25 protein-coding genes are annotated in these 22,221 nt (G+C 57.3%); 11 read left to right on the forward strand and 14 right to left on the reverse strand.

Annotated elements, in window-relative coordinates:
• Nucleotides 1-312, forward strand: a 312-nt coding sequence (locus AQS8620_RS16385; protein ID WP_234990531.1) for a hypothetical protein, incomplete at its 5' end; no start/stop codon positions are given.
• A gap of 12 nt (nucleotides 313-324) precedes the next feature.
• Here the strand turns inward: AQS8620_RS16385 and AQS8620_RS16390 are convergent.
• Both AQS8620_RS16390 and AQS8620_RS16395 read right to left on the reverse strand, forming a co-directional pair.
• Nucleotides 325-591, reverse strand: coding sequence for a Txe/YoeB family addiction module toxin (locus tag AQS8620_RS16390; protein ID WP_036743748.1), 267 nt, complete (start codon nucleotides 589-591; stop codon nucleotides 325-327).
• On the reverse strand, nucleotides 588-839 hold the full coding sequence (locus AQS8620_RS16395) for a type II toxin-antitoxin system Phd/YefM family antitoxin (RefSeq protein ID WP_036743750.1): 252 nt from the start codon (nucleotides 837-839) through the stop codon (nucleotides 588-590). The genes AQS8620_RS16390 and AQS8620_RS16395 overlap by 4 nt, the downstream gene beginning before the upstream one ends.
• A 111-nt stretch (nucleotides 840-950) precedes the next feature.
• Here AQS8620_RS16395 and AQS8620_RS16400 point away from each other — a divergent pair, with 111 nt between their 5' ends.
• On the forward strand, nucleotides 951-2,135 hold the full coding sequence (locus AQS8620_RS16400) for a hypothetical protein (protein ID WP_085838107.1): 1,185 nt from the start codon (nucleotides 951-953) through the stop codon (nucleotides 2,133-2,135).
• An 8-nt stretch (nucleotides 2,136-2,143) separates the two neighbouring features.
• On the opposite strand, the gene AQS8620_RS16405 is transcribed toward AQS8620_RS16400, so the two are convergent.
• Nucleotides 2,144-2,866 (reverse strand): hypothetical protein, encoded by a 723-nt coding sequence (locus AQS8620_RS16405; protein ID WP_200809650.1) that lies wholly within the window; start codon nucleotides 2,864-2,866, stop codon nucleotides 2,144-2,146.
• 200 nt (nucleotides 2,867-3,066) lie between these two features.
• Between AQS8620_RS16405 and AQS8620_RS16410 the strand changes: the two genes are divergently transcribed.
• The 4 genes from AQS8620_RS16410 to brnA all read left to right on the forward strand — a co-directional run bounded on the left by AQS8620_RS16410 (nucleotide 3,067) and on the right by brnA (nucleotide 4,585).
• Nucleotides 3,067-3,696, forward strand: coding sequence for a tyrosine-type recombinase/integrase (locus AQS8620_RS16410; RefSeq protein ID WP_085838109.1), 630 nt, complete (start codon nucleotides 3,067-3,069; stop codon nucleotides 3,694-3,696).
• 5 nt (nucleotides 3,697-3,701) lie between these two features.
• Nucleotides 3,702-3,953: a WGR domain-containing protein gene (locus AQS8620_RS16415; protein WP_085838110.1), complete on the forward strand. Its 252-nt coding sequence runs from the start codon at nucleotides 3,702-3,704 to the stop codon at nucleotides 3,951-3,953.
• Between the two features lie 166 nt (nucleotides 3,954-4,119).
• Nucleotides 4,120-4,383, forward strand: a complete 264-nt coding sequence (locus tag AQS8620_RS16420) for a BrnT family toxin (protein WP_085838111.1) — start codon at nucleotides 4,120-4,122, stop codon at nucleotides 4,381-4,383.
• On the forward strand, nucleotides 4,370-4,585 hold the full coding sequence (brnA, locus tag AQS8620_RS16425; protein WP_066009074.1) for a type II toxin-antitoxin system BrnA family antitoxin: 216 nt from the start codon (nucleotides 4,370-4,372) through the stop codon (nucleotides 4,583-4,585). Before AQS8620_RS16420 ends, brnA begins: the two co-directional genes overlap by 14 nt.
• Before the next feature lie 30 nt (nucleotides 4,586-4,615).
• Here the strand turns inward: brnA and AQS8620_RS16430 are convergent, their stop codons facing one another.
• The 9 genes from AQS8620_RS16430 to AQS8620_RS16470 form a co-directional block, all read right to left on the reverse strand.
• The gene (locus AQS8620_RS16430) at nucleotides 4,616-5,332 is read right to left on the reverse strand and encodes a M48 family metallopeptidase (protein ID WP_085838112.1); all 717 of its coding nucleotides are present in this window, start codon (nucleotides 5,330-5,332) and stop codon (nucleotides 4,616-4,618) included.
• A complete protein-coding gene (locus AQS8620_RS16435) occupies nucleotides 5,329-8,538 on the reverse strand; it encodes a type I restriction endonuclease subunit R (protein WP_085838113.1) in 3,210 nt (1,069 codons plus the stop codon). Before AQS8620_RS16435 ends, AQS8620_RS16430 begins: the two co-directional genes overlap by 4 nt.
• Complete coding sequence (locus tag AQS8620_RS16440; protein ID WP_085838114.1) at nucleotides 8,535-9,371, reverse strand: HAD family hydrolase; 837 nt, start codon at nucleotides 9,369-9,371, stop codon at nucleotides 8,535-8,537. Before AQS8620_RS16440 ends, AQS8620_RS16435 begins: the two co-directional genes overlap by 4 nt.
• Before the next feature lie 121 nt (nucleotides 9,372-9,492).
• On the reverse strand, nucleotides 9,493-9,645 hold the full coding sequence (locus AQS8620_RS16445) for a DUF2188 domain-containing protein (RefSeq protein WP_234990532.1): 153 nt from the start codon (nucleotides 9,643-9,645) through the stop codon (nucleotides 9,493-9,495).
• Nucleotides 9,635-10,903: a restriction endonuclease subunit S gene (locus AQS8620_RS16450; protein ID WP_085838115.1), complete on the reverse strand. Its 1,269-nt coding sequence runs from the start codon at nucleotides 10,901-10,903 to the stop codon at nucleotides 9,635-9,637. Before AQS8620_RS16450 ends, AQS8620_RS16445 begins: the two co-directional genes overlap by 11 nt.
• Nucleotides 10,896-12,416 carry a type I restriction-modification system subunit M gene (locus AQS8620_RS16455; protein ID WP_085838116.1) on the reverse strand — a complete coding sequence of 507 codons (1,521 nt, stop codon included), beginning with the start codon at nucleotides 12,414-12,416 and terminating at the stop codon, nucleotides 10,896-10,898. Before AQS8620_RS16455 ends, AQS8620_RS16450 begins: the two co-directional genes overlap by 8 nt.
• A 57-nt stretch (nucleotides 12,417-12,473) precedes the next feature.
• Entirely contained in the window at nucleotides 12,474-12,779 is a 306-nt protein-coding gene (locus AQS8620_RS16460; RefSeq protein ID WP_143267574.1) for a hypothetical protein, read from the reverse strand.
• 7 nt (nucleotides 12,780-12,786) lie between these two features.
• Entirely contained in the window at nucleotides 12,787-13,464 is a 678-nt protein-coding gene (locus AQS8620_RS16465) for a restriction endonuclease subunit S domain-containing protein (protein ID WP_085838118.1), read from the reverse strand.
• A 293-nt stretch (nucleotides 13,465-13,757) separates the two neighbouring features.
• The gene (locus tag AQS8620_RS16470) at nucleotides 13,758-14,642 is read right to left on the reverse strand and encodes an ArdC family protein (RefSeq protein WP_085838119.1); all 885 of its coding nucleotides are present in this window, start codon (nucleotides 14,640-14,642) and stop codon (nucleotides 13,758-13,760) included.
• Between the two features lie 575 nt (nucleotides 14,643-15,217).
• Between AQS8620_RS16470 and AQS8620_RS16475 the strand changes: the two genes are divergently transcribed.
• A complete protein-coding gene (locus AQS8620_RS16475; protein ID WP_085838120.1) occupies nucleotides 15,218-16,000 on the forward strand; it encodes a hypothetical protein in 783 nt (260 codons plus the stop codon).
• Nucleotides 16,001-16,041: 41 nt separating this feature from the next.
• Here AQS8620_RS16475 and AQS8620_RS16480 read toward each other — a convergent pair whose 3' ends face one another.
• Nucleotides 16,042-16,434, reverse strand: a complete 393-nt coding sequence (locus AQS8620_RS16480; RefSeq protein WP_085838121.1) for a hypothetical protein — start codon at nucleotides 16,432-16,434, stop codon at nucleotides 16,042-16,044.
• A 26-nt stretch (nucleotides 16,435-16,460) separates the two neighbouring features.
• Entirely contained in the window at nucleotides 16,461-17,744 is a 1,284-nt protein-coding gene (gene mobQ / locus AQS8620_RS16485; RefSeq protein WP_085838122.1) for a MobQ family relaxase, read from the reverse strand.
• A gap of 236 nt (nucleotides 17,745-17,980) precedes the next feature.
• On the opposite strand from mobQ, the gene AQS8620_RS16490 reads away from it, so the two are divergent.
• The 4 genes from AQS8620_RS16490 to AQS8620_RS16505 all read left to right on the forward strand — a co-directional run bounded on the left by AQS8620_RS16490 (nucleotide 17,981) and on the right by AQS8620_RS16505 (nucleotide 22,141).
• Nucleotides 17,981-18,268, forward strand: coding sequence for a hypothetical protein (locus tag AQS8620_RS16490; protein WP_085838123.1), 288 nt, complete (start codon nucleotides 17,981-17,983; stop codon nucleotides 18,266-18,268).
• Nucleotides 18,265-20,109: a type IV secretory system conjugative DNA transfer family protein gene (locus AQS8620_RS16495; RefSeq protein WP_143267575.1), complete on the forward strand. Its 1,845-nt coding sequence runs from the start codon at nucleotides 18,265-18,267 to the stop codon at nucleotides 20,107-20,109. The genes AQS8620_RS16490 and AQS8620_RS16495 overlap by 4 nt, the downstream gene beginning before the upstream one ends.
• A 214-nt stretch (nucleotides 20,110-20,323) precedes the next feature.
• Nucleotides 20,324-21,358: a replication initiator protein A gene (locus AQS8620_RS16500; RefSeq protein WP_085838124.1), complete on the forward strand. Its 1,035-nt coding sequence runs from the start codon at nucleotides 20,324-20,326 to the stop codon at nucleotides 21,356-21,358.
• A 114-nt stretch (nucleotides 21,359-21,472) separates the two neighbouring features.
• Nucleotides 21,473-22,141, forward strand: coding sequence for a ParA family protein (locus AQS8620_RS16505; protein ID WP_085838125.1), 669 nt, complete (start codon nucleotides 21,473-21,475; stop codon nucleotides 22,139-22,141).
• Nucleotides 22,142-22,221 lie beyond the last annotated feature (80 nt).

Raw genomic sequence — 22,221 nt, forward strand, 5'->3', positions numbered from 1 at the left:
AGAACGCCAAAGACTTTACGGAGGCTGTCTATGAACGGCTCAAATAGGCTTGCAGGGCTGAAGGCCCGACCAAAAGACACCACGGTTGCCGAGGTCCGTCGCGTCGATGAGGTTGGAGAGGCGAGGGGTTTCCTTGATCGTACCCCACGCAAGAAACCAGGGCGTAAACCAAGCCCTCGCACCTATCAGCTGCACCCGAAAGTTTTCCCTGAAGTCGGTGAAGCGATTGCCAATGAGGCAGAGCGCCTTGGCATTACGCAGGGCCAGCTAATAGAGATGATGTGGGAAGAATATCAAAAGCTTGCGCGCTAACCTTGGGACCATTCAGTAATGGAACCGCAGTTGCGCAATCTCTAGGCTTTGGCCATCGCCAGCTCCACTGACCCGGTAGACCATTCGATCTTCCTGAGAAATCCGCCGGGACCACCAGCCAGTCAAATCGCCCTTTAAAGGTTCCGGCTTGCCGGTTCCCTTGAAGGGGGTTCGCTTACACTGCTTGATCAGCTCGTTGATCCGGTCGCGTACCTTGTCGTTGGTGTTGACCCAGTATTGATAGTCTTCCCAGGCCTGATCGGAAAAAACCAGCTTCACTCGGTCAGCTCACGCTCTTCGCCAGTTCCAGCATCGAGTTGCGCGATCGACGCGCGCAAGCGGGATGCGTTTTTCGGTGTGGACAAGAGGTGCAACGTCTCATTGACGGCGTTCCAAGTGTCCAAGGACACGACCACAACGGACTCGCCCTTCTTGCGCGTCACGACAACTTCCTGCTTGTCGTGGATCGCTCGATCCATGACGCCCTTCAGTTGAGCTCGTGCGTCTGAGTAGGTCATAACATCCATGTCGACTCTCCTTTGCTTCCCTCTATATGTACAATATTAAGTACAAGTAAAGGGGTGGTACGAAGGCGGCAGTCAATTTCATGGAGAATTTACGAGAGAGAAAGGGCTCACATGGATGACATCGTTACCCGCCCCGCAGAGGAAATGTCTCGCGAGGAACTTTACGAACTGGTCTGGCAGACCCCCATGAGCAAGCTTGGTGCCCAACTCGCGACGAACGGGCCAGGCTTGGCCGCTCTTTGTCGAAAGCGCCAAATTCCTACGCCACCCTTGGGCTACTGGCAGAAAAAGGCCGTTGGCCGTGCTCCTGAAATGCCTCCTTTGCCGTCATTCGAACCACCCCAAAAGACCTCCCCTTCAATCAAGCCAGCGCGGGGCAGTGGTAGACCGCCAGTACCTGCGTCCGTCCCACCTCGCGACGCTGAGCCCGTTGCGGAACTACCACCCTTCGATGAAGACGACGAAAGCCTTGACCATATGCGAGCGCTGCACCCCAAGGTGAAGGCATGGGTCGCAGAGCACCATCAGCTACAGGAGGGCCGTCGAGCGGAAAACCGGCAACGGTCGCGCGACTTTTGGGGAGGATCACTTCCTCATATCAGCGACCTCACTGCGCGTGACCGATATCGCTTCAGCGTGACAAGCACCCTGTTTCGCGCGATTGAGAAGCAAGGGGGACAGATCGGCGAAGCCAAGCTTACAGGCAAGGTGACATTCCTTGTCAGCGAGCAAGAGCTCAAGTGCGTAATCGCTGAGAAAATGTCGAGGGCGACAAAGATCATGGAGGGGGCAGGGAAGTGGACGGCCTTTCCCCATCACCACCAAACAGGCCTTGTTTCCTCTGGCTTCCTGCGCGTGAGGTTCGACACTTATGTCAATGGTCGTAGTCGCGACTGGATTGAAACGTCCAAGAAGAAAATGGCGATTATCCTGCCCGATATCGTTAGCGCGATTATCGCGGCAGGGCCACTTTTGGCAGAGGCCGCGCGAGAGCGTGAGGAGCGACATCGCCGCTATGAGCAAGAGCAAGCAGAACGTCGTGAGCGCCAAAGACAACAAGAGATTGATTACAGGCGTTGGAGCCGGTTTCAGGACCATGCTGAAAGCTGGCGGGAGCGCGAGCGGCTTTTGGCTTTCATCGCCGAACTATGCCGCCGACTGCAAATTGAGGGTGACGCCGACATTGAAGGTAGACCTCTCAGCGAGTGGATTGTCTGGGCCGAAGAACGGGCCCTTTCGCTCGATCCGTTCCAGAACGGTCTGAAAGGGCTTTTTGAAACCATCAGCTCCGCTTGATTTTTCGGCTACTCATACTCGGCCAGCAACGCCTCGTATTCCTCAATTACAGCGCTTAAACGAGCAGTGAAAACTTCTCGCTCGTTACCTTGTAAGGGGCTTCGATCTAACGAAAATGCCTGTCCCCGAAGTACGTCCAGCAACCGAAGTTGAGAGGGGGAAATCTCTGTTAAAGCCTCTGTCATGCCCCAAAGGCCGACTCTGCCTGCATCCTCGGATATATTCGGTTCCGGGGAGAAATATGGATAAACAGCATACTCATCGCCATGGCCGTCAATCACAGATATCAGGTTTTCCACTCTGATAGTCATTCCGATTTGAGGGATAGAAATTTGGCCAGAATGATTGTCGCCTTGCTCGTAGGGAGAGTTTATCCAGCGTCGTCGCTCACTCCACCAAAGTAGAAAACCATCCCTCAGCTGGGGATACAGATTTCGCCTCCTTGGATTGGAATCAATGCGGTTCTGCGTATCGACGTGCAAATCTGAGAGACCTAGAACGTGCTGTTTAGCATCGTACCAAAATGGGCCATAGAAATCGCCGCCGCCGCTGTCAGTACCCGCCTCTCGTGCTATGTCCGCACGAATAATGCCGCGTATGTCAGTGCGACGAGAGGCAGGGTCCGAAAAGGCTAACTTTAGCGCCTTCCGCAGGGTGAGATTGTTTATTGGCAAAGCAAATCCTAACTTTTCAACTCCCTCAAGTAAGGAGCCAAAGCCTGTTTCAATCAAGAAACTTCTCGTTATCTAGGATCACTCGTCCTGTCGTGACGTGCTCTGCTATCATGCGAGCTTTATGATAAAAGCTTGCATGAAGGCCCAAGCGAAAAACTCAGCAAAACATGGGTAAAATACCAAGTCGCGCAACACGTGTCTTTCATTATGCAAGGTTTATAGGCATTATACCGCTATAACCTCGCAAGGATTTGCCCGTGAAAGCTGCCGTCGAGACCACCTGGAACAAAGGCCGCGTCGTGGGCAAAAAACCACCGCTGACGCCCGACCAGGTTTCCCTGATCCGGATGATCCTGCGCCAGGAAAAAGCCTTGCGTGATCTGGCACTGTTCAACACCGCCCTCGACACAAGTTTCCGGGGATCGGATCTGGTGCGGTTGCGGGTGGCCGATGTAGCCACCCCGGTCGGGGTGCGCGAGATCGTGGAAATCCGGCAGAAGAAGACCGAAGCCCGCAATGCACGCCCGGTCCAAGCGCGGCTGTCCTCGGGCACGCGCGACAGTCTGCGCACCTATCTCGCAGCTTCAGAAAAGCCGTTGCACGGCTGGCTGTTCACGGGGCAGGGGGCACGGTGGTCCCAGTCCCATCTCAGTGAAAGTCAGCTCTGGCGGCTGTTCCGCTCCTGGCTGGAAAAGGCACACCTCGATCCCAGCCTCTACGGCTTGCATTCGCTGCGCCGGACCTTCCCCACCCACATCTACCAGCAGACCGGCAACCTGCGCGCCGCCCAGCTCCTGCTCGGCCATGCCAGCATTGAAAGCACCAAGGAATACATCGGTACCGAACAGGCCGAAGCCCTCGAAATTGCGCGCAAGTATCACCTGTGACGGCCATGCAGACCTATCTTGAGAAACGCCAGCCTGCGCAGAAAATGGTCCGGTTCTACCGGATGGCGGTCATGCCGAACCTGTTCGGCGAATGGACGCTGTACCGCGAATGGGGCCGCATAGGGCAGGGCGGTCAGGTTCGGATGGATTGGTTCGAGGAAGAGAACCAGGCCGTTGCGGCTCTGGTCACACTGGAAGCCTCCAAGCGTCAGCGCGGCTATTGGGTGGAGCCTCAGCAGCTGGCGATGTTCAGATGATAGCGTGACGGACTCGCACAAGCCTCTTGACTGGCCAGCAACGCCGCCCGCATGTCCTAAGGACATGCGGGCGGCGTTGCTGCTTTTTAGCTGAGTAAATCTCGTCATTGTATAGTGCGGCTGAAAAGTATAGTAATTATACCATTTTCAACATATATTGCCTCTTATGAAGTTCGAGTATGACCCCGACAAAAGCGCCGCGAACCGTGAGAAGCACGGGATCGACTTTGATGAGGCCCAGGCCCTCTGGGATGATCCTTATCTGATCGAGGCCCCTGCCAACGTCACGGATGAGCCACGCTTTCTGGCGGTTGGCATGATCGCGGCCAGACACTGGACGGCTGTCTACACATACCGGAGCGACCGGGTGCGGATCATCTCCGTGCGCCGCGCTCGCAAGCAGGAGATTGACCATTATGAAGGCGACTGAATTCGACGAACGCTTCGACGCGGGCGAAGACATGTCCGCCCATGTCGATTGGACAAAGGCGCGCCGCCTCAATGTCGAGGCCAAGCGGGTGAACGTGGATTTCCCGACCTGGGTCGTTGCCGGTCTGGACCGGCAGGCCCAGAAGCTCGGCATCACCCGTCAGGCATTGATCAAGATGTGGATCGCGGAGCGGCTAGAGTAAACTGATCGAGTTTAGCCGGTCCTGGACCAGCTACGCGAGTTGTCGTTCGAGCTTGAGTTTCCGAGCCTTCCAATCCGGCATGACGCGCCTCAAGAGGTCAAAGAAGGCGGGTCCATGATGGGGGTGCTCGATATGGCACAGCTCATGCGTGATCACATAGTCTATGGCCTCTGTCGAGGCCCTGATCAGAGCACGGTTGAGGACTAGATTCTTCCGGCCTGTCATCGAGCCCCAGCGATAGCTCAGCTCGCGAATGATGAGGCCGTTTGGGACGACCTTCTCAGGGTCGGAAAAGCGCCCTCGACAGACATCCAGGCGTTCGGCAAATTTGATCTGGGCCCGCTGCAACATCCAGTCTCGAACAAGCTCACGGGTGTGTGCGGCTCGACCTGGCTTTGTGCTCCAAACCATCAGCTGACCGCGCTGCATCTTGACGGAGCTTTGTATGCCAGGGATCACCTTGAGTTTATACTGCCGCCCCAAGTACAGGTGGGTCTCGCCGCCGATATACCGGCGTTCTGGCGTTTTGGGCTGGAACTGAGCATAGTAGCGCAGCTGCTTGGATATCCACGGCGCGCGTTTGCGCACCTTCTCGATGATACGTTCAGAGCTCGCGTCCTCGGGCGCGACAACCTCGACCTGCTGATCGGGCAAGACGCTTATGGACAGGGTCTTGCGAACCCGCCTCACGACAGAAAAACGGATCGTCTCGCTGCCGAAGCTAGCCTCAAGAACCTCGGCACTCATCCGGGGAACCTAGCCCGCGCGATATCCATGATCCGCAGCTCGATGTCGTCGAGAAAGTCGAGCGGAATGTCGATGCCCTTCTCGTCGCGCACGACATCGAAGAAATAGTCGTCGATAGCGTTGCGCATGTTGTTCTGCGCCATCTCGTTCGACCAGACATCGACAATGTGGTGATCCTTGACGATCCCGATGATCGACTGCGCGACATCGGCTGTCACAGTATCCTCAACACCGCCGTTGATCTCCTTCAGGATCGGTTCAAGGACGCCGAAGACAGCCTGAGCGTCCGTGTCTCCCTTGATGCTTTCGGGCATGTCACGGCCATGATCGCGACGCGCAACGCGAGCTGCCAAGTCCACGACTGTCTTGAGGTAATCCTTCTCCGAAATCCGTTTCTCGCGATAGTCGCGGATCGTCTCAGCAAGCATCTCGGAGAACTGCCTGTAGAAGGAGGGGTCTTGCTCCATCTTTTCCGTGATCGTGCGCTTGGTGGCGCTTGCAATGCGATCCGCCTTGGAGGCGGCAGTTTTGCCCTCTTCTTCGATCACAGCATTCAACGCATCAGGATCGTTGATATTCACTAAGTCGATGATCACCTCCGCAGGCTTCGCCGTGACATGATCGTCGAGCAGTTTCTGAATCTTGGGCTCGAACTCTTTCACATCAACGGTTTCCTGATAGCGCAGCTGGACTGAGAGCTTCAGCTCGGAGAAGGCTTTCCAATCCTTCGTAAAGGTGGAAACCTCCGCCTCGTCAAACACGTCATAAAGCTTCTCTGAGGAAAGTGAGATGTGCAGGCAGCGGCCATAGTCCTTCAGCCGAGAATAGAAGTCTGCTCGCTTAGCGTCGTCAGCCAAGAGCTGTTCGAACTGTTCCATGTCCTTCTTGTTGCGAACCTCCTTGAAGACATCCCACAGCTGGTCATGCAGCTGCGGCAGCCTGCGAATTTCCTCCCGAATGTCATGCAATGATCCTGCGACATCATCACCGTCGAAACCTTCGAAAGCGCTATACGTCGTAAGTGCTGCGTCGAGCTCTCCAAGAAGCCCCTCATAATCGACAATGAAGCCGAACTGCTTTTCCTTGTCGTCGTCCTCATAGAGGCGATTCACGCGGGCAATGGCTTGAAGAAGATTGTGCTCGCGCAACGGTTTGCAAACGTAGAGCACGGTGTTTCGTGGGGCGTCAAAGCCGGTCAGAAGCTTAGAAACGACAATTAGGATTTCGGGATCGCCTGAGCCCTTGAAGGCGTCGATGACCTGCCGGTTATACTCGTCCTCGGTTTTGTGCTTGGCCATCATCTTGTCCCAGAACTTGCGTACCAAGTCCTTGGATTCCTGATCGACTTCCTCGTTCCCTTCCTTGTCGTCAGGGGCGGAGATGATGATCTCGCTCGTCACATGGCCTATCTCATCGAGAACCTCCTTGAAGCGCACGGCAGCGGCCTTTGAGGGTGCCACCAGTTGCGCCTTGAAACCCGTGCCCTGCCAATACTGGCGGTAGTGCTCTGAGATATCGAACGCCTTGGCGCGGATGGCTTGGCTCGTCTTTGACAAGGCATCCATTCGCGAGAATTTTCGTTTTAGATCGGCTTTCTGCTTCTCCGTCAGCCCCTCACTGATCTTGTCGAACCAGGTATCGACGACATCGCCACTCACCTGTTGCGCGACCAAGCGCCCTTCATAGAGCAAAGGGACGACCGCTTCGTCCTTCACCGCCTGATCAATCGTATATTTGTGGATCAACCCCCCGAACGTATCGAGGGTGTTCTTGTCCTTCTTCAGAAGCGGCGTGCCGGTGAAGCCGAGATAGCAGGCGTTCGGCAAGATACGCCGCATCTTCAAGGCGAACTTGCCGTGACCGCCATAGCGGCCTGTCTGACTCCGATGGCTTTCATCGACGAGAACGAAGATGTCGGCGCTATCATCCTTGAAGTTATCCGCCTTGATGGCGGTATCGAATTTGTTGATGATTGTCGTAACCAATGGTGCGCGGTTCCTGATCAGCTCGACCAGGTTTGCCCCCGTGGCTGCGCGCACGGGTTCAAGGTCGCAGGACTTGAACGTGCCCTTGATCTGCTTGTCCAGGTCATCGCGATCCGTGACGATCAGGATACGGGGGTTCTTCACGTCCTTGTCGAGGGCAAGAGCGCGCCCAAGCATCACCATTGTCAGGCTCTTCCCTGAGCCTTGCGTATGCCAGATCACGCCGCCTTTGCGACAACCTTCCAGATCGAAGCCTTTCAGGCGAGCAAGAGCTATTCTGATGCTGAAGAATTGCTGATGGCGAGCGATCTTGCGCACCCCTCCATCGAAGACCGTGAAACGGCGCACAAGATCGAGAAGGCGCGCCGGTCGGCACATCGCGTAGATGGCGCGATCCTGTTCACTGATCGACCTTTCCCCTCCCGCTGCCAACTCCTCGAAAAAGACGCGCGCGTCGGCAAGGTCGCCGGAGAAAACAGCGCTCTTTTCCTCTGCCGTCAAAGGTCGATTGATCGCAGTGAAGATGTCCGCGTCCTGATCCTCTTCATCGCGCCAGATTTGCCAGAACTTGCGCGGCGTGCCCACGGTGGCATAACGGGCTTCCTGCCGCTTCATGCTCATCAAGAGCTGCGCATAGTGGAAAAGCTGCGGGATGTTGTCCTCGTTCTGATACCCGATCAGCTGGCTATCGGCTTTCTTGAGCGACTCTGTCGGGCGCTTGTTCTCGATCACAATGAACGGGATACCATTCACGAAACAGACGATATCGCAGCGCCGTGTCGCGGTGCTGGCTGTTCGCTCGACACTCATCTCCGCCGTCACATGGAAGACGTTGTTCTCGGGCGTCTCCCAGTCGATGTACTTGAAGGAATAGCTCTTGCTGTCGCCTTCAATCGCCTTGGAAATCGTCGTGCCCAGAACCAAGAGATCATAGATATCCTGGTTCGTGCCTTTCAGCCCCTTGAGTTTGTCAGGGGTCGGCTTGAGGCGGCGCAGCGCCTCATGCGCATCTTCCAGATCGAACGCATAGCTCTTGCCGCGATAGCTGTAGCTGTTGAGCTTCAGCATCTGCTCCACAACGATGTCGTCGAGGATCACGCTGCGGGTTTTACCCCGCAGCTGATCGACCTGTCCCTGTGAAAGGGGCTGGAAACCAAGCGCCACCAGCGTCTGGACCGCCGGTATCTGGGATTGATATTTTTCTGCGGGATCGAAGGTCATGCCTTGGGCCTGTATCCATGTTGCCGTGCAATCCGACCGATAATCCCCTTAACGATGATGTCGATTTGGCCGTTCTCACTATAATCAGCAGGAGCAACGAAATCGACGCGACCATCCGAAATTAGCTTGTGAACCTTATCAATATCCCGCTTCGTTTTGGTCGGGTCATAAACTGCAACCGAGTGCCCGCCCTTGTAAGTCAGCATTTTCATGGTTGGAATGTCTGTATCGCCATCTCCAAGAAAGATCATCCGATCAAATGGTATTGGGCGTTCTAGTTCTGGGACATAACTATTGATAGATTCATTGTCCCAATGATTATCGACTCCCTTGTTGATCCTGAACAAGTACTGGGTCTTGGTCGTATAATTGATGCCGACCCCTGGCCAAGCCGCTACGCCCTTGGAATAGATGAATTTCGATGCGAAGACCTGGTGGAAAGCATCGCGGATTGCGCAGCCTTCTATCATCTCATGGATGCCAGAAGAGACGATATAATGCTCAAGGGCGAGCCCACGCTCAACAGCATGCGCATTGATCCGCTCAAACCATGATTTGTCCGCGAGCCCGGAGAATAGCGGGGCCTCCTGACCATGGCTCTGCAGGTCTTCAACCGTAACCTGAACGCCTTTTTCACGGGCTTTTTCAAGCATCAGATGCATATACACGAGGATTTCGTCAGCGTCATGCTCCCGTGTGCGCTGCTTTACTTCGCCCCAAAATTCTTCCTTCGTCATTCCAATTTTAGGAATGAAGCTTGTCTCCTGAAGATTTCCGCGAGCCAGCGTCCCGTCAAAATCGTAAATTAATGCTGTACGTTTGTTTGCATCCATTAATGGTCACCTCTTAGATATCTTGATGTTTCAAAGTAATTTGCAAAGTTCCGTCAGCCCTTCGGAGGAAACGGATCTTTGCCATATGTATTTCGGTCTCTAATCTTGCCGTCACGGCCTTTCAGAAAGGCTTCGCCTTGGGCTTCTGTCGCGAATGCGTCCAGGCATCGGCTTGGGTATTCGTGACCTTGCTCGCGCGTGAAGCACCTTCGCGCTTGGACTCCCATTTCCCGTCGGGGCGCTGCTGGGTCCAGTAATTCTTCTTATCCGGCATGTTCGGCCTCCTTGGTGTTTGTGGGAATTTCAACGGTATCAACCTCGACACGCCATTCGCCCGTCAAGAGCTTCTGCATTAGGCCGCGCTTTTGCCGGGTCACAGCCTTGATCTCATCATCGAGGAGGTTGATCTCGGCCTGCGCGGCGTTGAGTCCTTTCGCGATGGCTTGCTGCCGTTCGATTGTTGGGACCGGCACCAAGATCGAGCCGAGATCGCCGAAGCTGACTGTCTCCCGAACGCTGCCTTGCGCTGCCAGAGCGATCCTTTGACGGGCCTCAGCAGAACGAAGCCAGTGCCCGAAGAAATCAGCGTCGAGTCCCCCCTTCACCTGAAACACGACATACATCGGACTGAGCGCACCTTCGCCCCAGTCATCGAGCCGCGCAATAGAGCCGACATTGATTCGCGACGGGTTGTAGGCATACTGCCCCCAGCGAACGATCTTGTAATTCGACAGGCTGGCAGAGGCGACGCGGTGCGCAAACTGCTCCTCTGCGAGCACGAAGCCTGCCGAGTTGGTCACGCTGAGCACACGTTGTACTTGCTCGTCTCGGTTACGGGTTGATGACTCCTTCAGAAACTCGCGCAAATGAAACCGCTCGACCTGATCGTCATGGATGAGCTTCGCGGCCAGTCCATCCAGTTGCCGCGACTTCGCAGCCCGCAGGGCGTTGAGCTTTTCGAGCGCCTCGTCCCATGTCCGCAGAATCTCGGCGATCTTGCGCTGTTCGGGAAGTGGGGGAACCGCGACTACGAAGTCTCGAACCGCATGAATAGAGAACTCAAGACGCGTCGATCCAACAACGAGATTATCGATGCGCTTTTGTGTCTGTGGCGCTTGTAGTTGCAATGATAGGAAGTGTTGGTCAATGGACGCTTGCGGGCGGATTCGCGCAATCTCGCGCGCGATATTACCTTCAAAGCCATCAGGCACTACTCCGACTTCACCGACGGTTCCCTTTACCGACAATAGAACATCGCCACCCTTCACGCGGCTGTTCTTGTATTTGGCTTCGATCTTCGGCGACGCTCGATGAAGTACGGCATCTCCGATACGCTGAATGTGCTTAATCGGTACGATCGGCACACCATCCGGCGTGTCAGGACCAATCTGCACGACGCCGTAACGTATAGGGGCAGTGGGCTCCGTGACGTCCCCCAACCTCGCAATGTCCCATTCTCTCGGTAGTCGCCCGATCTTGGTTTCAATGTAACTCTTTTGCTCGGGTGGGCGTTTTTCTGCGGACCTAAACATCAATCCCGAGCTCCTTCAGATAGCCCGACATCTTCGCGCGCACGTCTGCGATCTCACCTTCGATCCGCACGATGTCCGCCTGCACGGCGGCAACGTCGATCTCTTCCTCCGGCTCGAAGGTGTCCACGTAGCGGGGGATGTTGAGGTTATAGCCGTTCTCGGCGATCTCATCGATGCTGGCGAGGTGTGAATACTTATCGACCTCGGCGCGGGCGTTGTAGGTGTCGAGCACCCGCTTGATGTGGGTGTCCTCGTCCATCACGTTCTGGGCTTTGCCAGGCGTGAACTCCTTGCTCGCGTCGATGAAGAGCACGTCCTTGCGACCCGCGTTCGCGCCACCTTCCTCGCGGGAACGGTCAAAGACCAGAATGGCAACGGGGATGCCCGTGGTGGTGAAGAGGTTCGCAGGCAACCCGACAACCGCGTCGAGAAGGTTTTCCTCGATCAGCTGCTGGCGGATTTTGCCCTCTGCCCCACCCCGGAACAGAACGCCGTGCGGCACGATCACCGCCACGCGCCCTGACTGGCGCTTGGCGATCTCGATCATGTGGGTGATGAAGGCATAATCGCCCTTGGATTTGGGCGGGATGCCCCGCCAGTAGCGGTTGTACTGGTCTGTGTCCGCGTCATCCGCGCCCCACTTGTCGAGCGAGAACGGCGGGTTGGCGACGACGACATCGAATTTCTGAAGGTGGTCGCCCTCGATCAGCGCGGGGCTGTTCAGGGTGTCACACCATTCAATGCGCGCGGCGTCCTTGGCGTGCAAAAACATGTTCATTCGCGCCAGTGCCCAGGTCGCGCCGTTCACCTCCTGCCCATAGAGGGCGAAGTTGTTCGAGCCGACCATTTCAGAAGCCTTGATCAACAGCGAGCCAGAGCCACAGGCGGGGTCACAGATCGTGTCGCCTTCCTTTGGTGCGGCGAGTTTCGCCAGCAAGCCGGAGACGGGGGCTGGGGTAAAAAACTCGCCTGCCTTCTTGCCTGCGTCCGAGGCGAAGCGAGAAATCAGGTAGATATAGGTTTCCCCGATGATGTCTTCCTTCACCCGCGAAGGGCGCAGGTCGAGGGCAGGCTTGTTGAAGTCTTCGAGGAGGTTCTTCAGACGGCGGTTGCGATCCTTGGTGCGACCAAGGTTCGATTCCGAGTTGAAGTCGATGTTGCGGAACACGCCTTCAAGCTTGGAGCGGTTCTTGTCCTCGATGTCTTCGAGGGCGATGTTGATCAGCTCGCCGATATTCGGCTCGTTACGCTGTTCATAGAGGTCATAGAAGCTTGCGCCTTCGGGCAGGTAGAAGCGCTCGCGCTCCATGCGGCGGCGGATGCGCACATCATCGTCACCATACTGCTTGCGGTAGGTCTCGAAGTGGTCGTTCCAGTTGTCCGTGATGTACTTCAGGAACAACATCACCAGGATGTAGTCCTTGTACTGCGCGGGATCGACCGCGCCCCGGAAGGTGTCGCAGGCAGCCCATGCTGCGTTGTTCACTTCCGCCTGTGTCAGTTTATCGTTCATTTTCAAATCCTTTTGCGTCTCATTGTGGGGCGGGACATGTGCCCGCCCCCAGTTGGCTCAAATCAATCCACAAGGCGGGGTAAACTGCGCGCGCAGCTGGCGCTCAATCAGCATGCGATTGTAGGCATCGGCGTAGATCGCGGCGACCGACAGCTCGGCGTGCTCCTGCCCGCGCCAACACGGCGCGCGGTTATGGTTCGACACCCGTTCCCGAATATTCTGCGACTCTCCGACATCGACCACGTTCCAGGTGGACGCCGTGCTGTGCCGCCCAAGGATCACGTAGACGCCAGAGCGGGCCTGCAAGTTGTTTTCATTGCCGAAAGGGCCTTCGGCGTGGTAGCTTCCAATGTTGATGGACATGTTCACCTCATGAGTTTGTCCGTTGCGATTTGCCCGAGCTTTTCGAGGAGCGGTGGGCACCGTTATGCTCAGCTTCATTGCCGTGAAGCTGAGCGTTTCGCACCTGTTGAAGCAGGGCGAATCTCGTGAATTTTCTTTTCGTGTCAGCCAGTTCGTGCAAAAGCCGGGTTTCTGTTGCGGACAGGGTATCGAGCTCTGTGATCATCCGCTGCACGGCCAGACTCGGTATGTGCAGCGGTAGCGTTTCAAGACACTCCTTCGGGATCATCCGAAGCTTTGTCCCGCGCGCACCCAAGTCTAAGTGCCGCTGCGCTTCATGCTGATTGATCGACCACGCGACGTATTCTGGGAGGAGATCATCTCCGCTCGGGCGGATCACCATCACTGGCAGTAACGCGACCGCTGCTTCACCCGCACCTCCTATGGCAATGCTGGCTGTGTTGTTGTCTCCGCGCGAGCGGAACAGGACATCGCCATGCTCAACCAGGTAACGGTCGAGCTTGCCATCCAAGGCATATTTCCCCGCCACGCTTAGACTGACCCGCTCACCTTGAAGATCACGCAGCTGGATAGCAGGGACGCCCTTCTCGGCGTCCTCTGTGAGGGCAGTTCTGGCGGCATAGCCCGCTCGAATTTCGCACGCTTCGCCCAAGTTGATATTTTTTATGCTGTAGGTCATACTCATACAAATAGGACATCAAGACATTGATGTCAAGAAAATTGTACGTAGGTAGTCCTACTGCAATTTTTACTGTCACAGGCCACACTGAAACTGCTTAGCTCATTACCCTACATTTCCGAGCGGCCCTCCGGGCATCGTATGCCCGTCCGCGCGAAGCGCCGGGCCTGTCGGCAGGTGACCTTTAGGTTGCCCGCCGACAGGTCACCCTGAAACCGCCCTCGGCCAAGATCACACAACAACACAACAAGGCCCCCGCCTGCCGACGGGGGCCTCGATCAGTGCGACTGTGCGGGCTGTTACTCGGCGGCCATCCGGTCGGCCTGCGCCGTGTGGGCCATGATGTAATCGACGGCCTTCTGCGCCTCGGAAGCGGCGCGGAATATCGCGCGACTGTCTTCCTTCATCGCCTCAAGCCATCCTTCGACATAGGCTGCGCTCTGATCGAACACAGGCTCCACCCCGATCTGCGCGCAAAGCATGCAGTTTCCGATTTCCGCGACCAGCTCCTCGAAGGCGTAGGCCTTGCGGTCGTTGAACCGGCCCAAACGGTCCAGCCGCTTTGTCGCCCCTGTCCAGTGGGTCAGCTCATGCGCCAAGGTGCCGTAATACCCTGCGGCCCTGTGAAAGGTCGCGATCGGCGGCATGTGGATGCGGTCCGTCTTGATGTTGTAATAGGCGCGCGGCTCCTCGGTGGTGTCGATCTGCGCGCCACTCGCGGCAAAGAACGCCTCCAGCTCGGGGTCGGCCACGGTGCCAAGATCGCGCGGTGGATCGGGCAGGATATAGAATTCAGCGGGCAAGCCCTCGATCTGGTCGGCGTTGAACACGCGGTAGGCCTTGGCATAGGGGATCTGGCGTTCCTCGCCGTTTTCGTCCTCGCGCTCGACGGTGCCGTATTTCACCACGGTGGCGGATTTCTCACCCTTGCGGACATGCCCCCCAAGCTCCTTGGCCTGATTGAACGTCATCCAGCGAGCTGAGCTGTAGTCCTTGGCCATCGCCGTGGCCCAAAGCATCAGGATGTTGATGCCCCGATAGGCTTCGCCGTTGAACCGTTCCGGCAAGCTGACCGATGCCCCGCAACCGGTCCACGGCTTGCGCCATGGCGGTGTTCCGGCCTCGATCTGCGCGATGATCTGATTTGTGACATGGGAATAAACGTCAAACTTCTCTGCGGTCATTTGTGACCCTCCTTCGCGTGACGCGGGCCGGGTCTGTTCCCCTTTCCGCCAATGGGCGGGCCTTCCTGTTCTGATCTTTGGAATGCCCATGCATTCCGAAGGGCAGAGCAGGTAAGGGCAAAGCCCGTCCTGCGGCCTGGCGGGGCCGTGACAACCGGGTGGAGGGCGTGAATTTGGGAGGGAACCGCGCGCCTGCGCGTGGGAGGAACCGGAATTCTCGACCGGAACCGACGCCATAGGCGGTGCTTGCCGGTTTTTTCGGACCTGCCAGGATGGCAGGCGGATCAACAGGATTTAGAAACTGTCAGGGTTGGGGTGAGCGGGCGTCAGCCCGTCGATCCCCTGCCCTGTCTATCGCTCAAAGCGAGACCGGCATACTGCCGGGATCACACAATTCAGTCTGAACGAAACACTCGTCGTGTTTACACGGCCATGTAAGTGCTGTCGCAATCGGGCGGAGCCGGTAGACGTGCGGGCCCTGCCGTAATGCCGATAAGGGAATGGACAGAATAATATTGCGGCCAGAACCGCACCTCCCATGCTAGGCATGAAACGAGCAGGTAAAGGACGATGCAATGACAGAGCCGATGAATCCAGAACTGCTGAGGGTGGTGGAAAGCGATATGGCGAGATGGGTGCGCGACCGGATCGAGATATTGCCTGGTCGGGCGAAATTCTGTGCGCACAATGCCGTACGAAGCCTATACTGGGCGGGCGGCATCGCTACGCTCGAAAGCACGACCTATCGCGAAGGAGAGCGCGGCTATCGTGTACCGGCCACGTTTTTCCTGATGCACGCGCTGGAAGAGGCTGTGGCTGCTTTCATCGCATGCGCAAAGAAAAGCGGCTATACGGCTCTCGCCAAGAAGGTCAGCCCCAAAGACCACGTCCATAAATCAACGCTGCCCTGGCTCTGCGGTCAAATCATCGAATTACTGGGTGCCTACAAGATCGGTTTGGCCTATCAGGCCGATCATGACCGGATTGCGGTCAGATACGAGGACAATGGACAGGTATCATATCAGGTTGCATCAATGCGCTTGCTGGGGTCCGTAGACCAAAACGGCAATTCCAGCGCGTCTTTCGCAGATGACATATACGCCCGTTTCACAAACGAGAAGGATGTCCATCGGCTTTTGAAGGAAGGCTCCGGGGGCCGCAACTATCTCATTTATGCAGATGATAATGGTTTTCGTACCGGCCCCTTGGACCTTGAACCGGAGCTGCGGGAAATAGCCGTAACCGTGATTGGGATACTCTGGGCGACAGTGGATATGTGGGAACACAAGGGCGAGCGTATCCAGCTTGTCGAAATCATTCTCAAAACCACCCATGAGCTTGCTGAAGCGGCAAAGTGAATGCCGCCTCACGTGTGACCAAAGGCTGGCTCGCGCCAGCGCTATTTCAGCCCGAACCGGCTCAGGACGCCACGCCTGCTTTCTTGACCGTCCAAAAGCCGTTTCTCGAACGCAATATTCGACGGCAGGCTCACCACGGTCAGACGCCACAATGCCTTGTCATGCGGCCAGCTCGGCGGTCGCCAGTCCTGACGTTCCACTCCGACGATCTCCATGCAGTCTGGAAAGTGCAGCCACGGAACCTGCTCGCCACTGGGAGAGTCGCCAACCTGCTCCTGTGGGGCATCGAGGAACGTGAACCCATCTGCCTCCGTCCCGTCCAAAAAGAGGAATCGTGCGGTTTCTTCCTCACCTGGGCAAAGCCCGCTCACGGCAACCCAGTCACCGCAGGTCGGGGCCTTCGCGGCGTCCAGAACAACGCGCCATTTCTTCATCTTGGCCACCCCTCCGCAAATGTCTTTCACCGTTCTCTGTCTCTGTCTCGATCGCGGCCCTGCCCGCGCTCGGACGCATTATCACGCCCGCGCCCGAGAATGTCATCCCACCGCCCTTGGTCACGGCCCTCGCCATCACGGGCGACGATGTCCCGCTCGACGGCGGCGGCATCACGTTCCTGCCCGATATCACGCCCACGCCCAAGGATGGCGTTCCGACGCTCCCGAATAGGATCGTCGGAAGGGGCGCGCTCGCGCCCGACATCCGGCGCTTGTACCTCCGCCCGATCAACGTCGCGCCCCAACACTGCCGCCCGGCGCGCGTCCATATCGCCCCGCTCGGCACCAGCCTGCGGCCTCTCGACCTCGCCCATAACTCTCTCCTTGATCCGTGACATCGCCGCTTCAGCGCGGTCCCAAAGCTGATCCAGCCGCTCGCGCGCGGTGGCAATGAAGGCGCGCCCCCGCTCCATCAGCTCAAGCCGCAATTCCAGCTGCCGCCAGCCCAACTCCAGGCGCTGTGCATTGCGCGCCTGCGTCGCGCGGAAGGCGTCGCCGCGCTCGGTGACAATCCCGCGCTTCTCCTGGGCATTGGCCGATGGGCCGATTTTCGGCTCGGGCTCGCGGCTGAGCTCGACCACCTTCTTCTCGTGCTCAAGCGCAAGCTCTTCCTGCCCGCCCCCCCGCGCCCGCTCGACCTGTTGCTCGGCCTCAGTGCGCTGAACATCAAGGGACCGGTGATCAATCCGCTCCGACCGCCCTGCCCGCTCAAGGGCCGTGTTCGCATCCCGCGCCCAGGCTTCGCGCCAGCCCATCAGAAGGTCTGGCGCATTCCAGCTGCGGTCTTTCTTCCCGAACCCCTCGCCGGTCAGCTCCCGCATGGTCAGCATGACATGCGCATGGGGCTGACCGTGGCCATCACGGGCCTTGCCCTCGTGAATGGCCACATCCGCGATCATGCCGCGATCGACAAATTCTCGCTGCACGAATCCGCGCAACAACTCCAACCTCTCGCCCCGATCAAGCTCACGCGGCAGCGCCACTTCGATCTCGCGAGCAAGTTGGGCGTCACGGCGTTTCTCGACCGCCTCAACCGCATTCCAGAGCTGGTCGCGATCGCGCATCCAGTCGGGCGCATTCTCTGGGGCCATGATCTCGGAATGCACGACGCCACCCTTGCGGGAATAGTCATGCTCCAACCCCTGCCGCTCATCCCGCAGCCGCCCAGCCGTCCGGTAGGCGGCGGCTGCGACCGATGACCGGCCCCCGGCCCGGCTGATCACTTTTGCACTGAGATGGTAGATCGCCACGCTTGGGACGCCTCTCTTCAAAACAGGGTCCAGCGCCTAGTTGCGCTGGTCGGGAGCGCGAGGGTGAAACCCTCGTTTAGGCGGCATCGCCGCCTTGGGGGGAAGCCGTCCGGCGCGGGGGTTTACCCCCATGAGGACGCGCACGTTGTCGAAGACAATGTATAAGCGCGCATTTAATTCTTTTCAACATATCAATCCGCCACTACATTCGCCGCCATTATGCCCGAGGTTGCCCCATGTCCCAAAGCCGCCAAACCGACGCCCGGATTAAAGAACTGGCCGAGAAGAAAGCCCAGCTCGACGCTCAGATCGCAGCGCTCGATGCCCGGCGGCGTCTGTCTGAGAAGAAAGACGAAGACCGCATCAAATGGCTTCTGGGCACTTTGGTCTTCGACCGTTTGAGCGCCGAACCTGCTCTTCAGAGCATCGTGCGGCGCGACCTGCCAGAGCGCCTCACCCAGCGGGACCGCGACCGGGGGCTCTGGCAGATTCTGTTTCCTGACGCGCAAGAGGACCGGTCATGAGTTTTGTTCTGGAAGCCCGCCACTGGGTGATCATGATGGGTGCTGTGATCCTGGCCGCTGCCGCCCTCATCCTGGCTCCGCAAGCGGTCGCGATCTACCGGGTGACCACCTATGCCTTCCCGATCATCGCCGTGGCCACCATCCTCGACACCCTCGGAACCGCCGCAGAGCGCCACAGGACACCCCTGAAGCTCCTTGCATGGCTCTGCCTGTGCGCTGCCGCCCTCACAGCCCTGACGCCCCTCAGAGCGCCGCTCAGCGACATGCTGGCGACTGTCCAGGCATGGACGGGCGCTGGCTGGCCCCTCCCCCGTGCCATTTGGGAAGGACTCAAGGGGCTGGCGCGGTATTCTGATCCGCAGAAACAGGCCATGGCGATCTCCTTCGCGCTCGGGGCCTTCGGCGTGGCTGTCGCTGTCAGCACCCCGCTGGTGGCGATCTTCAATCCGCGCATTGGCCGCAACCGCAAATCCCGCACTGGCCCATGGCAAGCGGGATGGATGGACCCGCGCGACATTGCCCAGCTTGTGCACAACAAGACCGGCCTGCCCCTCGCCCTGCACAAGGGCAAGCTCCTGCGCTACGTCAAAAACGATGCGAAGGGCTGGCGCGGCGGGCATCACCTCGTCGTCTCCGGCACACGGGGCGGCAAGGGCGTCAGCGCCGTGATCCCGGCGATCCTCGATCACCAGGGGCCGGTCGTCGTCCTGGACATCAAGGGCGAGAATTTCGCGGTCACGCGGCGGCACCGCGAAGAGCTCGGGCGCAAGGTGGCGGTCCTCAACCCCTTCGGCCTTGTCGAGGACGGACAGGACCAGTTCAACCCGCTTGACTACATCCGGCCCCATGAGCTGGCCCGCGACGTGGCCCTCGTTGCAGACGGCCTGGTCAAACCGGAACAAGGCGACGGCGCGCATTTTTCGGAAATGGCGCGCCAACTGGTCGCCGCTGCGATCGAAGTGGTCGTGACGCAGGAAGAACCAAACCGGCGCAACCTAATCGCCGTCGCCGACCTGCTTCTGTCCGCAAGCCTCGACGGGACGCTTGAAGCCTGGTCAGAAAACAAGGACCTCGTTGGCCACCGCCCTGCCCAAACCGCCGCCACGATCCTGCGCGCGGGTGACCGTGAACGTGGGTCGATCCAGACGGCAGTCTCAAAGGCCTTCGAGTGGATGCAGTCGGACAACATGCGCCACTTCCTGGCCGAGTCCAGCTTCCGCATGGATGATCTGCTTGATGACCAAGTCGATCTCTTCATCGTGGTCCCGCTCGATCAGGTGGATAAGCAAGCGATCTTCATGCGCCTGTTCATCAACCTCGTGCTGGGCACGGTCGTGCGCCAGGACGGGCGGCGCAAGGTCAAGGCCCCGATCCTGCTGGTTCTCGATGAGTTCGTGCGGATGGGCCGTATGGAGCAGATCATGAACATTGCCAATGTCGCCGCAGGAGCCGGTGTGGAAGCGCTGTTCGTCACGCAAGACACGGGTCAGGTCGAAAAGGCCTATGGGCCAAACGATGCCCGGTCGATCTTTGGCTCTTGCATCACCAAGCGTGTCTTCAACCTCAACGATATCGAAACCGCCGAATGGGCAGCGCGGCACCTCGGGGAAAGCACGGTCTATTCTCAGCAAATTCGAGAGGGCAAGGTCCCGCACGAGGGCCGTGATTTTTCCTACTCGGAGCAGCGTCAGAAGATCATGACAGCTGAACAGATTACGGGCATGAAGGCGGATGATCTGCTGCTGTTGGTGGGTAACCGCAACCCGCTCAAGGCCAAGCAGAATGTGTATTTCAAGAGCAAGGCCTACCGTGGAAGATTCGATCAAAACCCACTGAATTGAATTGTTTGCCTGAGTTATCCACAGGCTCAGTGTGTTAAATATGTGTTAAATATAGTGTTAAGCTGTTTTTGGGGCCTGTTTGTCTATTTTGAATCAACATGTTACGCAGTCCGTTGGTAACTAAAAACACGAATCTTGGTAACTAAAAACACGAATCTTGGTAACTAAAAACACGAATCTTGACATGGGTAACTAAAAACACGAATGTGCTGCTATGGTAACTGAAAACACGAACCCAATGACACCCCTCTTGCCTGATCGTCACCCTCAGCACGATCTGTTCATCTGTGACGTTGCAGACGCTGTTCTCAAGGACGTCATGCAACATATGGAGCATCCGTTCTACTCACTCTCCAAGAAACCAGAGACTTCTGTGAAGCGTTATAGGAACGGTGATCACTGGTTAGAAATCACGCCGAGTGTCAAAGGGCTGGCAACCATCTATGACAAGGACATCCTGATTTACTGCATCAGTCAGATCATGGCGAAACTTAAACATGGGGAACCGGTCTCGCCCCGCGTTCGTATCAATTCGCACGAACTCCTGATTTTCACGAACCGTGGCACCAGTGGTCGAGAATACATCTCGCTTATGGATGCGCTTGATCGGTTGGAAGGCACGCGGATCAGAACGAACATCGTTTCTGGTGACGAAGAACAGATTGATGGGTTCGGGTTGATCGACGCCTCCTCCATCCGTCGAAAGCAAGGCCTCGACGGTCGTTTGCTCTGGTGTGAGGTCAAGCTGTCGGACTGGGTCTTCAATGCAATCAAAAATGAAGAGGTGCTGACCCTTCACCGCGACTACTTTCGCTTGCGCAAGCCGATTGAACGCCGCGTTTACGAGCTGGCACGCAAGCACTGTGGTCAGCAAAAGAGCTGGAAGATTACCCTAAAGCACCTGCTTATGAAGTCTGGATCGCAAAGCCCAGAAAAGCGATTTCGTCAGATGATCAAGCAGCTGGCTGTTCATGATCACCTGCCCGATTATCAAGTATTCTTCGATGAAGTGGCGGACATGGTGGTTTTCACCAATCGCGGTACGATGACCCCGCCCTCTCTTATCGAAGGGCATATCCCTCCACTGAAATCTGAAACCTACGATAGGGCGCGACAGGCCGCGCCTGGTTGGGATGTACGTCACTTGGAAAGTGAGTGGCGCGACTGGATCGTGGAGGCTCCGAGGGATGTGGATGCCGCATTCGTAGGCTTCTGCCGCAAGTGGTTTGAGAAACGCGGTAGACCATAACTGGATTTAAAACCGGTTATTGATTTGAATCCGGTATCAAATTTTATTCCGGTATTGGAAATTTTTCCGGTAAGTGATATATATCCGGTAATGAAAATAGTATGAGGCCGAGCAATGCCCGTCATCGTCATGGCAAGTCCCAAAGGGGGCGTCGGAAAATCCACATGTGCTGTAATCCTGGCAACAGAGTTCGCTCGGATGGGAGCTCAAGTGACAGTCTTGGACTGCGACCCCAACAAGTCACTGACCCGATGGGCATCTCACGGACTCCCCAAAGGTGTGACGCTTCATCAGGATATAGGGCGCTCTGAGATAGTGCCGACGATCAGGGCATCAGATGGCGATGGGCAGATCGTGATTGTTGATCTTGAAGGCGTAGCATCGCAGCTTGTCAGTCGCGCTATCTCTCAAGCCGATCTGGTTATCGTCCCGATGCAGCCAACGGCGCTTGACGCGGAGATCGGGTCTGAAGCCTTGGCTTTGATCCGAGAAGAGGAAGAGGCGCTTGGCCGCACAATCCGTCACGCCGTTGTTCTGACCAAAACAAGCGCAGCTGTGAAAAGCCGCGTTCAAAAAGAGCTGGAACTACAGCTGCGCGGGGCAGGGATCGACGTCATCGAGCCATCCCTCGTCGCGCGCGCAGCGTTTTCAGAAATCTTCGCTTATGGCGGTGATCTGACCGCGATGATGAAAGACCCTGACATGGTAACTGGCGGCAAGGTCGATAAGGCTTTGGAGAACGCCAAAGACTTTACGGAGGCTGTCTATGAACGGCTCAAATAGGCTTGCAGGGCTGAAGGCCCGACCAAAAGACACCACGGTTGCCGAGGTCCGTCGCGTCGATGAGGTTGGAGAGGCGAGGG

The organism is Aquimixticola soesokkakensis (assembly GCF_900172375.1).
Lineage (GTDB): Bacteria > Pseudomonadota > Alphaproteobacteria > Rhodobacterales > Rhodobacteraceae > Aquimixticola > Aquimixticola soesokkakensis.

What these genes read in the sequence shown, in the direction of transcription:
- AQS8620_RS16395 (WP_036743750.1), bottom strand. Translation starts at nt 839, where the DNA reads ATGGATGTTATGACCTACTCAGACGCACGAGCTCAACTGAAGGGCGTC.
- AQS8620_RS16400 (WP_085838107.1), top strand. Translation starts at nt 951, where the DNA reads ATGGATGACATCGTTACCCGCCCCGCAGAGGAAATGTCTCGCGAGGAA.
- AQS8620_RS16415 (WP_085838110.1), top strand. Translation starts at nt 3,702, where the DNA reads ATGCAGACCTATCTTGAGAAACGCCAGCCTGCGCAGAAAATGGTCCGG.
- AQS8620_RS16420 (WP_085838111.1), top strand. Translation starts at nt 4,120, where the DNA reads ATGAAGTTCGAGTATGACCCCGACAAAAGCGCCGCGAACCGTGAGAAG.
- brnA (WP_066009074.1), top strand. Translation starts at nt 4,370, where the DNA reads ATGAAGGCGACTGAATTCGACGAACGCTTCGACGCGGGCGAAGACATG.
- AQS8620_RS16430 (WP_085838112.1), bottom strand. Translation starts at nt 5,332, where the DNA reads ATGAGTGCCGAGGTTCTTGAGGCTAGCTTCGGCAGCGAGACGATCCGT.
- AQS8620_RS16435 (WP_085838113.1), bottom strand. Translation starts at nt 8,538, where the DNA reads ATGACCTTCGATCCCGCAGAAAAATATCAATCCCAGATACCGGCGGTC.
- AQS8620_RS16440 (WP_085838114.1), bottom strand. Translation starts at nt 9,371, where the DNA reads ATGGATGCAAACAAACGTACAGCATTAATTTACGATTTTGACGGGACG.
- AQS8620_RS16445 (WP_234990532.1), bottom strand. Translation starts at nt 9,645, where the DNA reads ATGCCGGATAAGAAGAATTACTGGACCCAGCAGCGCCCCGACGGGAAA.
- AQS8620_RS16450 (WP_085838115.1), bottom strand. Translation starts at nt 10,903, where the DNA reads ATGTTTAGGTCCGCAGAAAAACGCCCACCCGAGCAAAAGAGTTACATT.
- AQS8620_RS16455 (WP_085838116.1), bottom strand. Translation starts at nt 12,416, where the DNA reads ATGAACGATAAACTGACACAGGCGGAAGTGAACAACGCAGCATGGGCT.
- AQS8620_RS16460 (WP_143267574.1), bottom strand. Translation starts at nt 12,779, where the DNA reads ATGTCCATCAACATTGGAAGCTACCACGCCGAAGGCCCTTTCGGCAAT.
- AQS8620_RS16465 (WP_085838118.1), bottom strand. Translation starts at nt 13,464, where the DNA reads ATGAGTATGACCTACAGCATAAAAAATATCAACTTGGGCGAAGCGTGC.
- AQS8620_RS16470 (WP_085838119.1), bottom strand. Translation starts at nt 14,642, where the DNA reads ATGACCGCAGAGAAGTTTGACGTTTATTCCCATGTCACAAATCAGATC.
- AQS8620_RS16475 (WP_085838120.1), top strand. Translation starts at nt 15,218, where the DNA reads ATGACAGAGCCGATGAATCCAGAACTGCTGAGGGTGGTGGAAAGCGAT.
- AQS8620_RS16480 (WP_085838121.1), bottom strand. Translation starts at nt 16,434, where the DNA reads ATGAAGAAATGGCGCGTTGTTCTGGACGCCGCGAAGGCCCCGACCTGC.
- AQS8620_RS16490 (WP_085838123.1), top strand. Translation starts at nt 17,981, where the DNA reads ATGTCCCAAAGCCGCCAAACCGACGCCCGGATTAAAGAACTGGCCGAG.
- AQS8620_RS16495 (WP_143267575.1), top strand. Translation starts at nt 18,265, where the DNA reads ATGAGTTTTGTTCTGGAAGCCCGCCACTGGGTGATCATGATGGGTGCT.
- AQS8620_RS16500 (WP_085838124.1), top strand. Translation starts at nt 20,324, where the DNA reads ATGGTAACTGAAAACACGAACCCAATGACACCCCTCTTGCCTGATCGT.
- AQS8620_RS16505 (WP_085838125.1), top strand. Translation starts at nt 21,473, where the DNA reads ATGCCCGTCATCGTCATGGCAAGTCCCAAAGGGGGCGTCGGAAAATCC.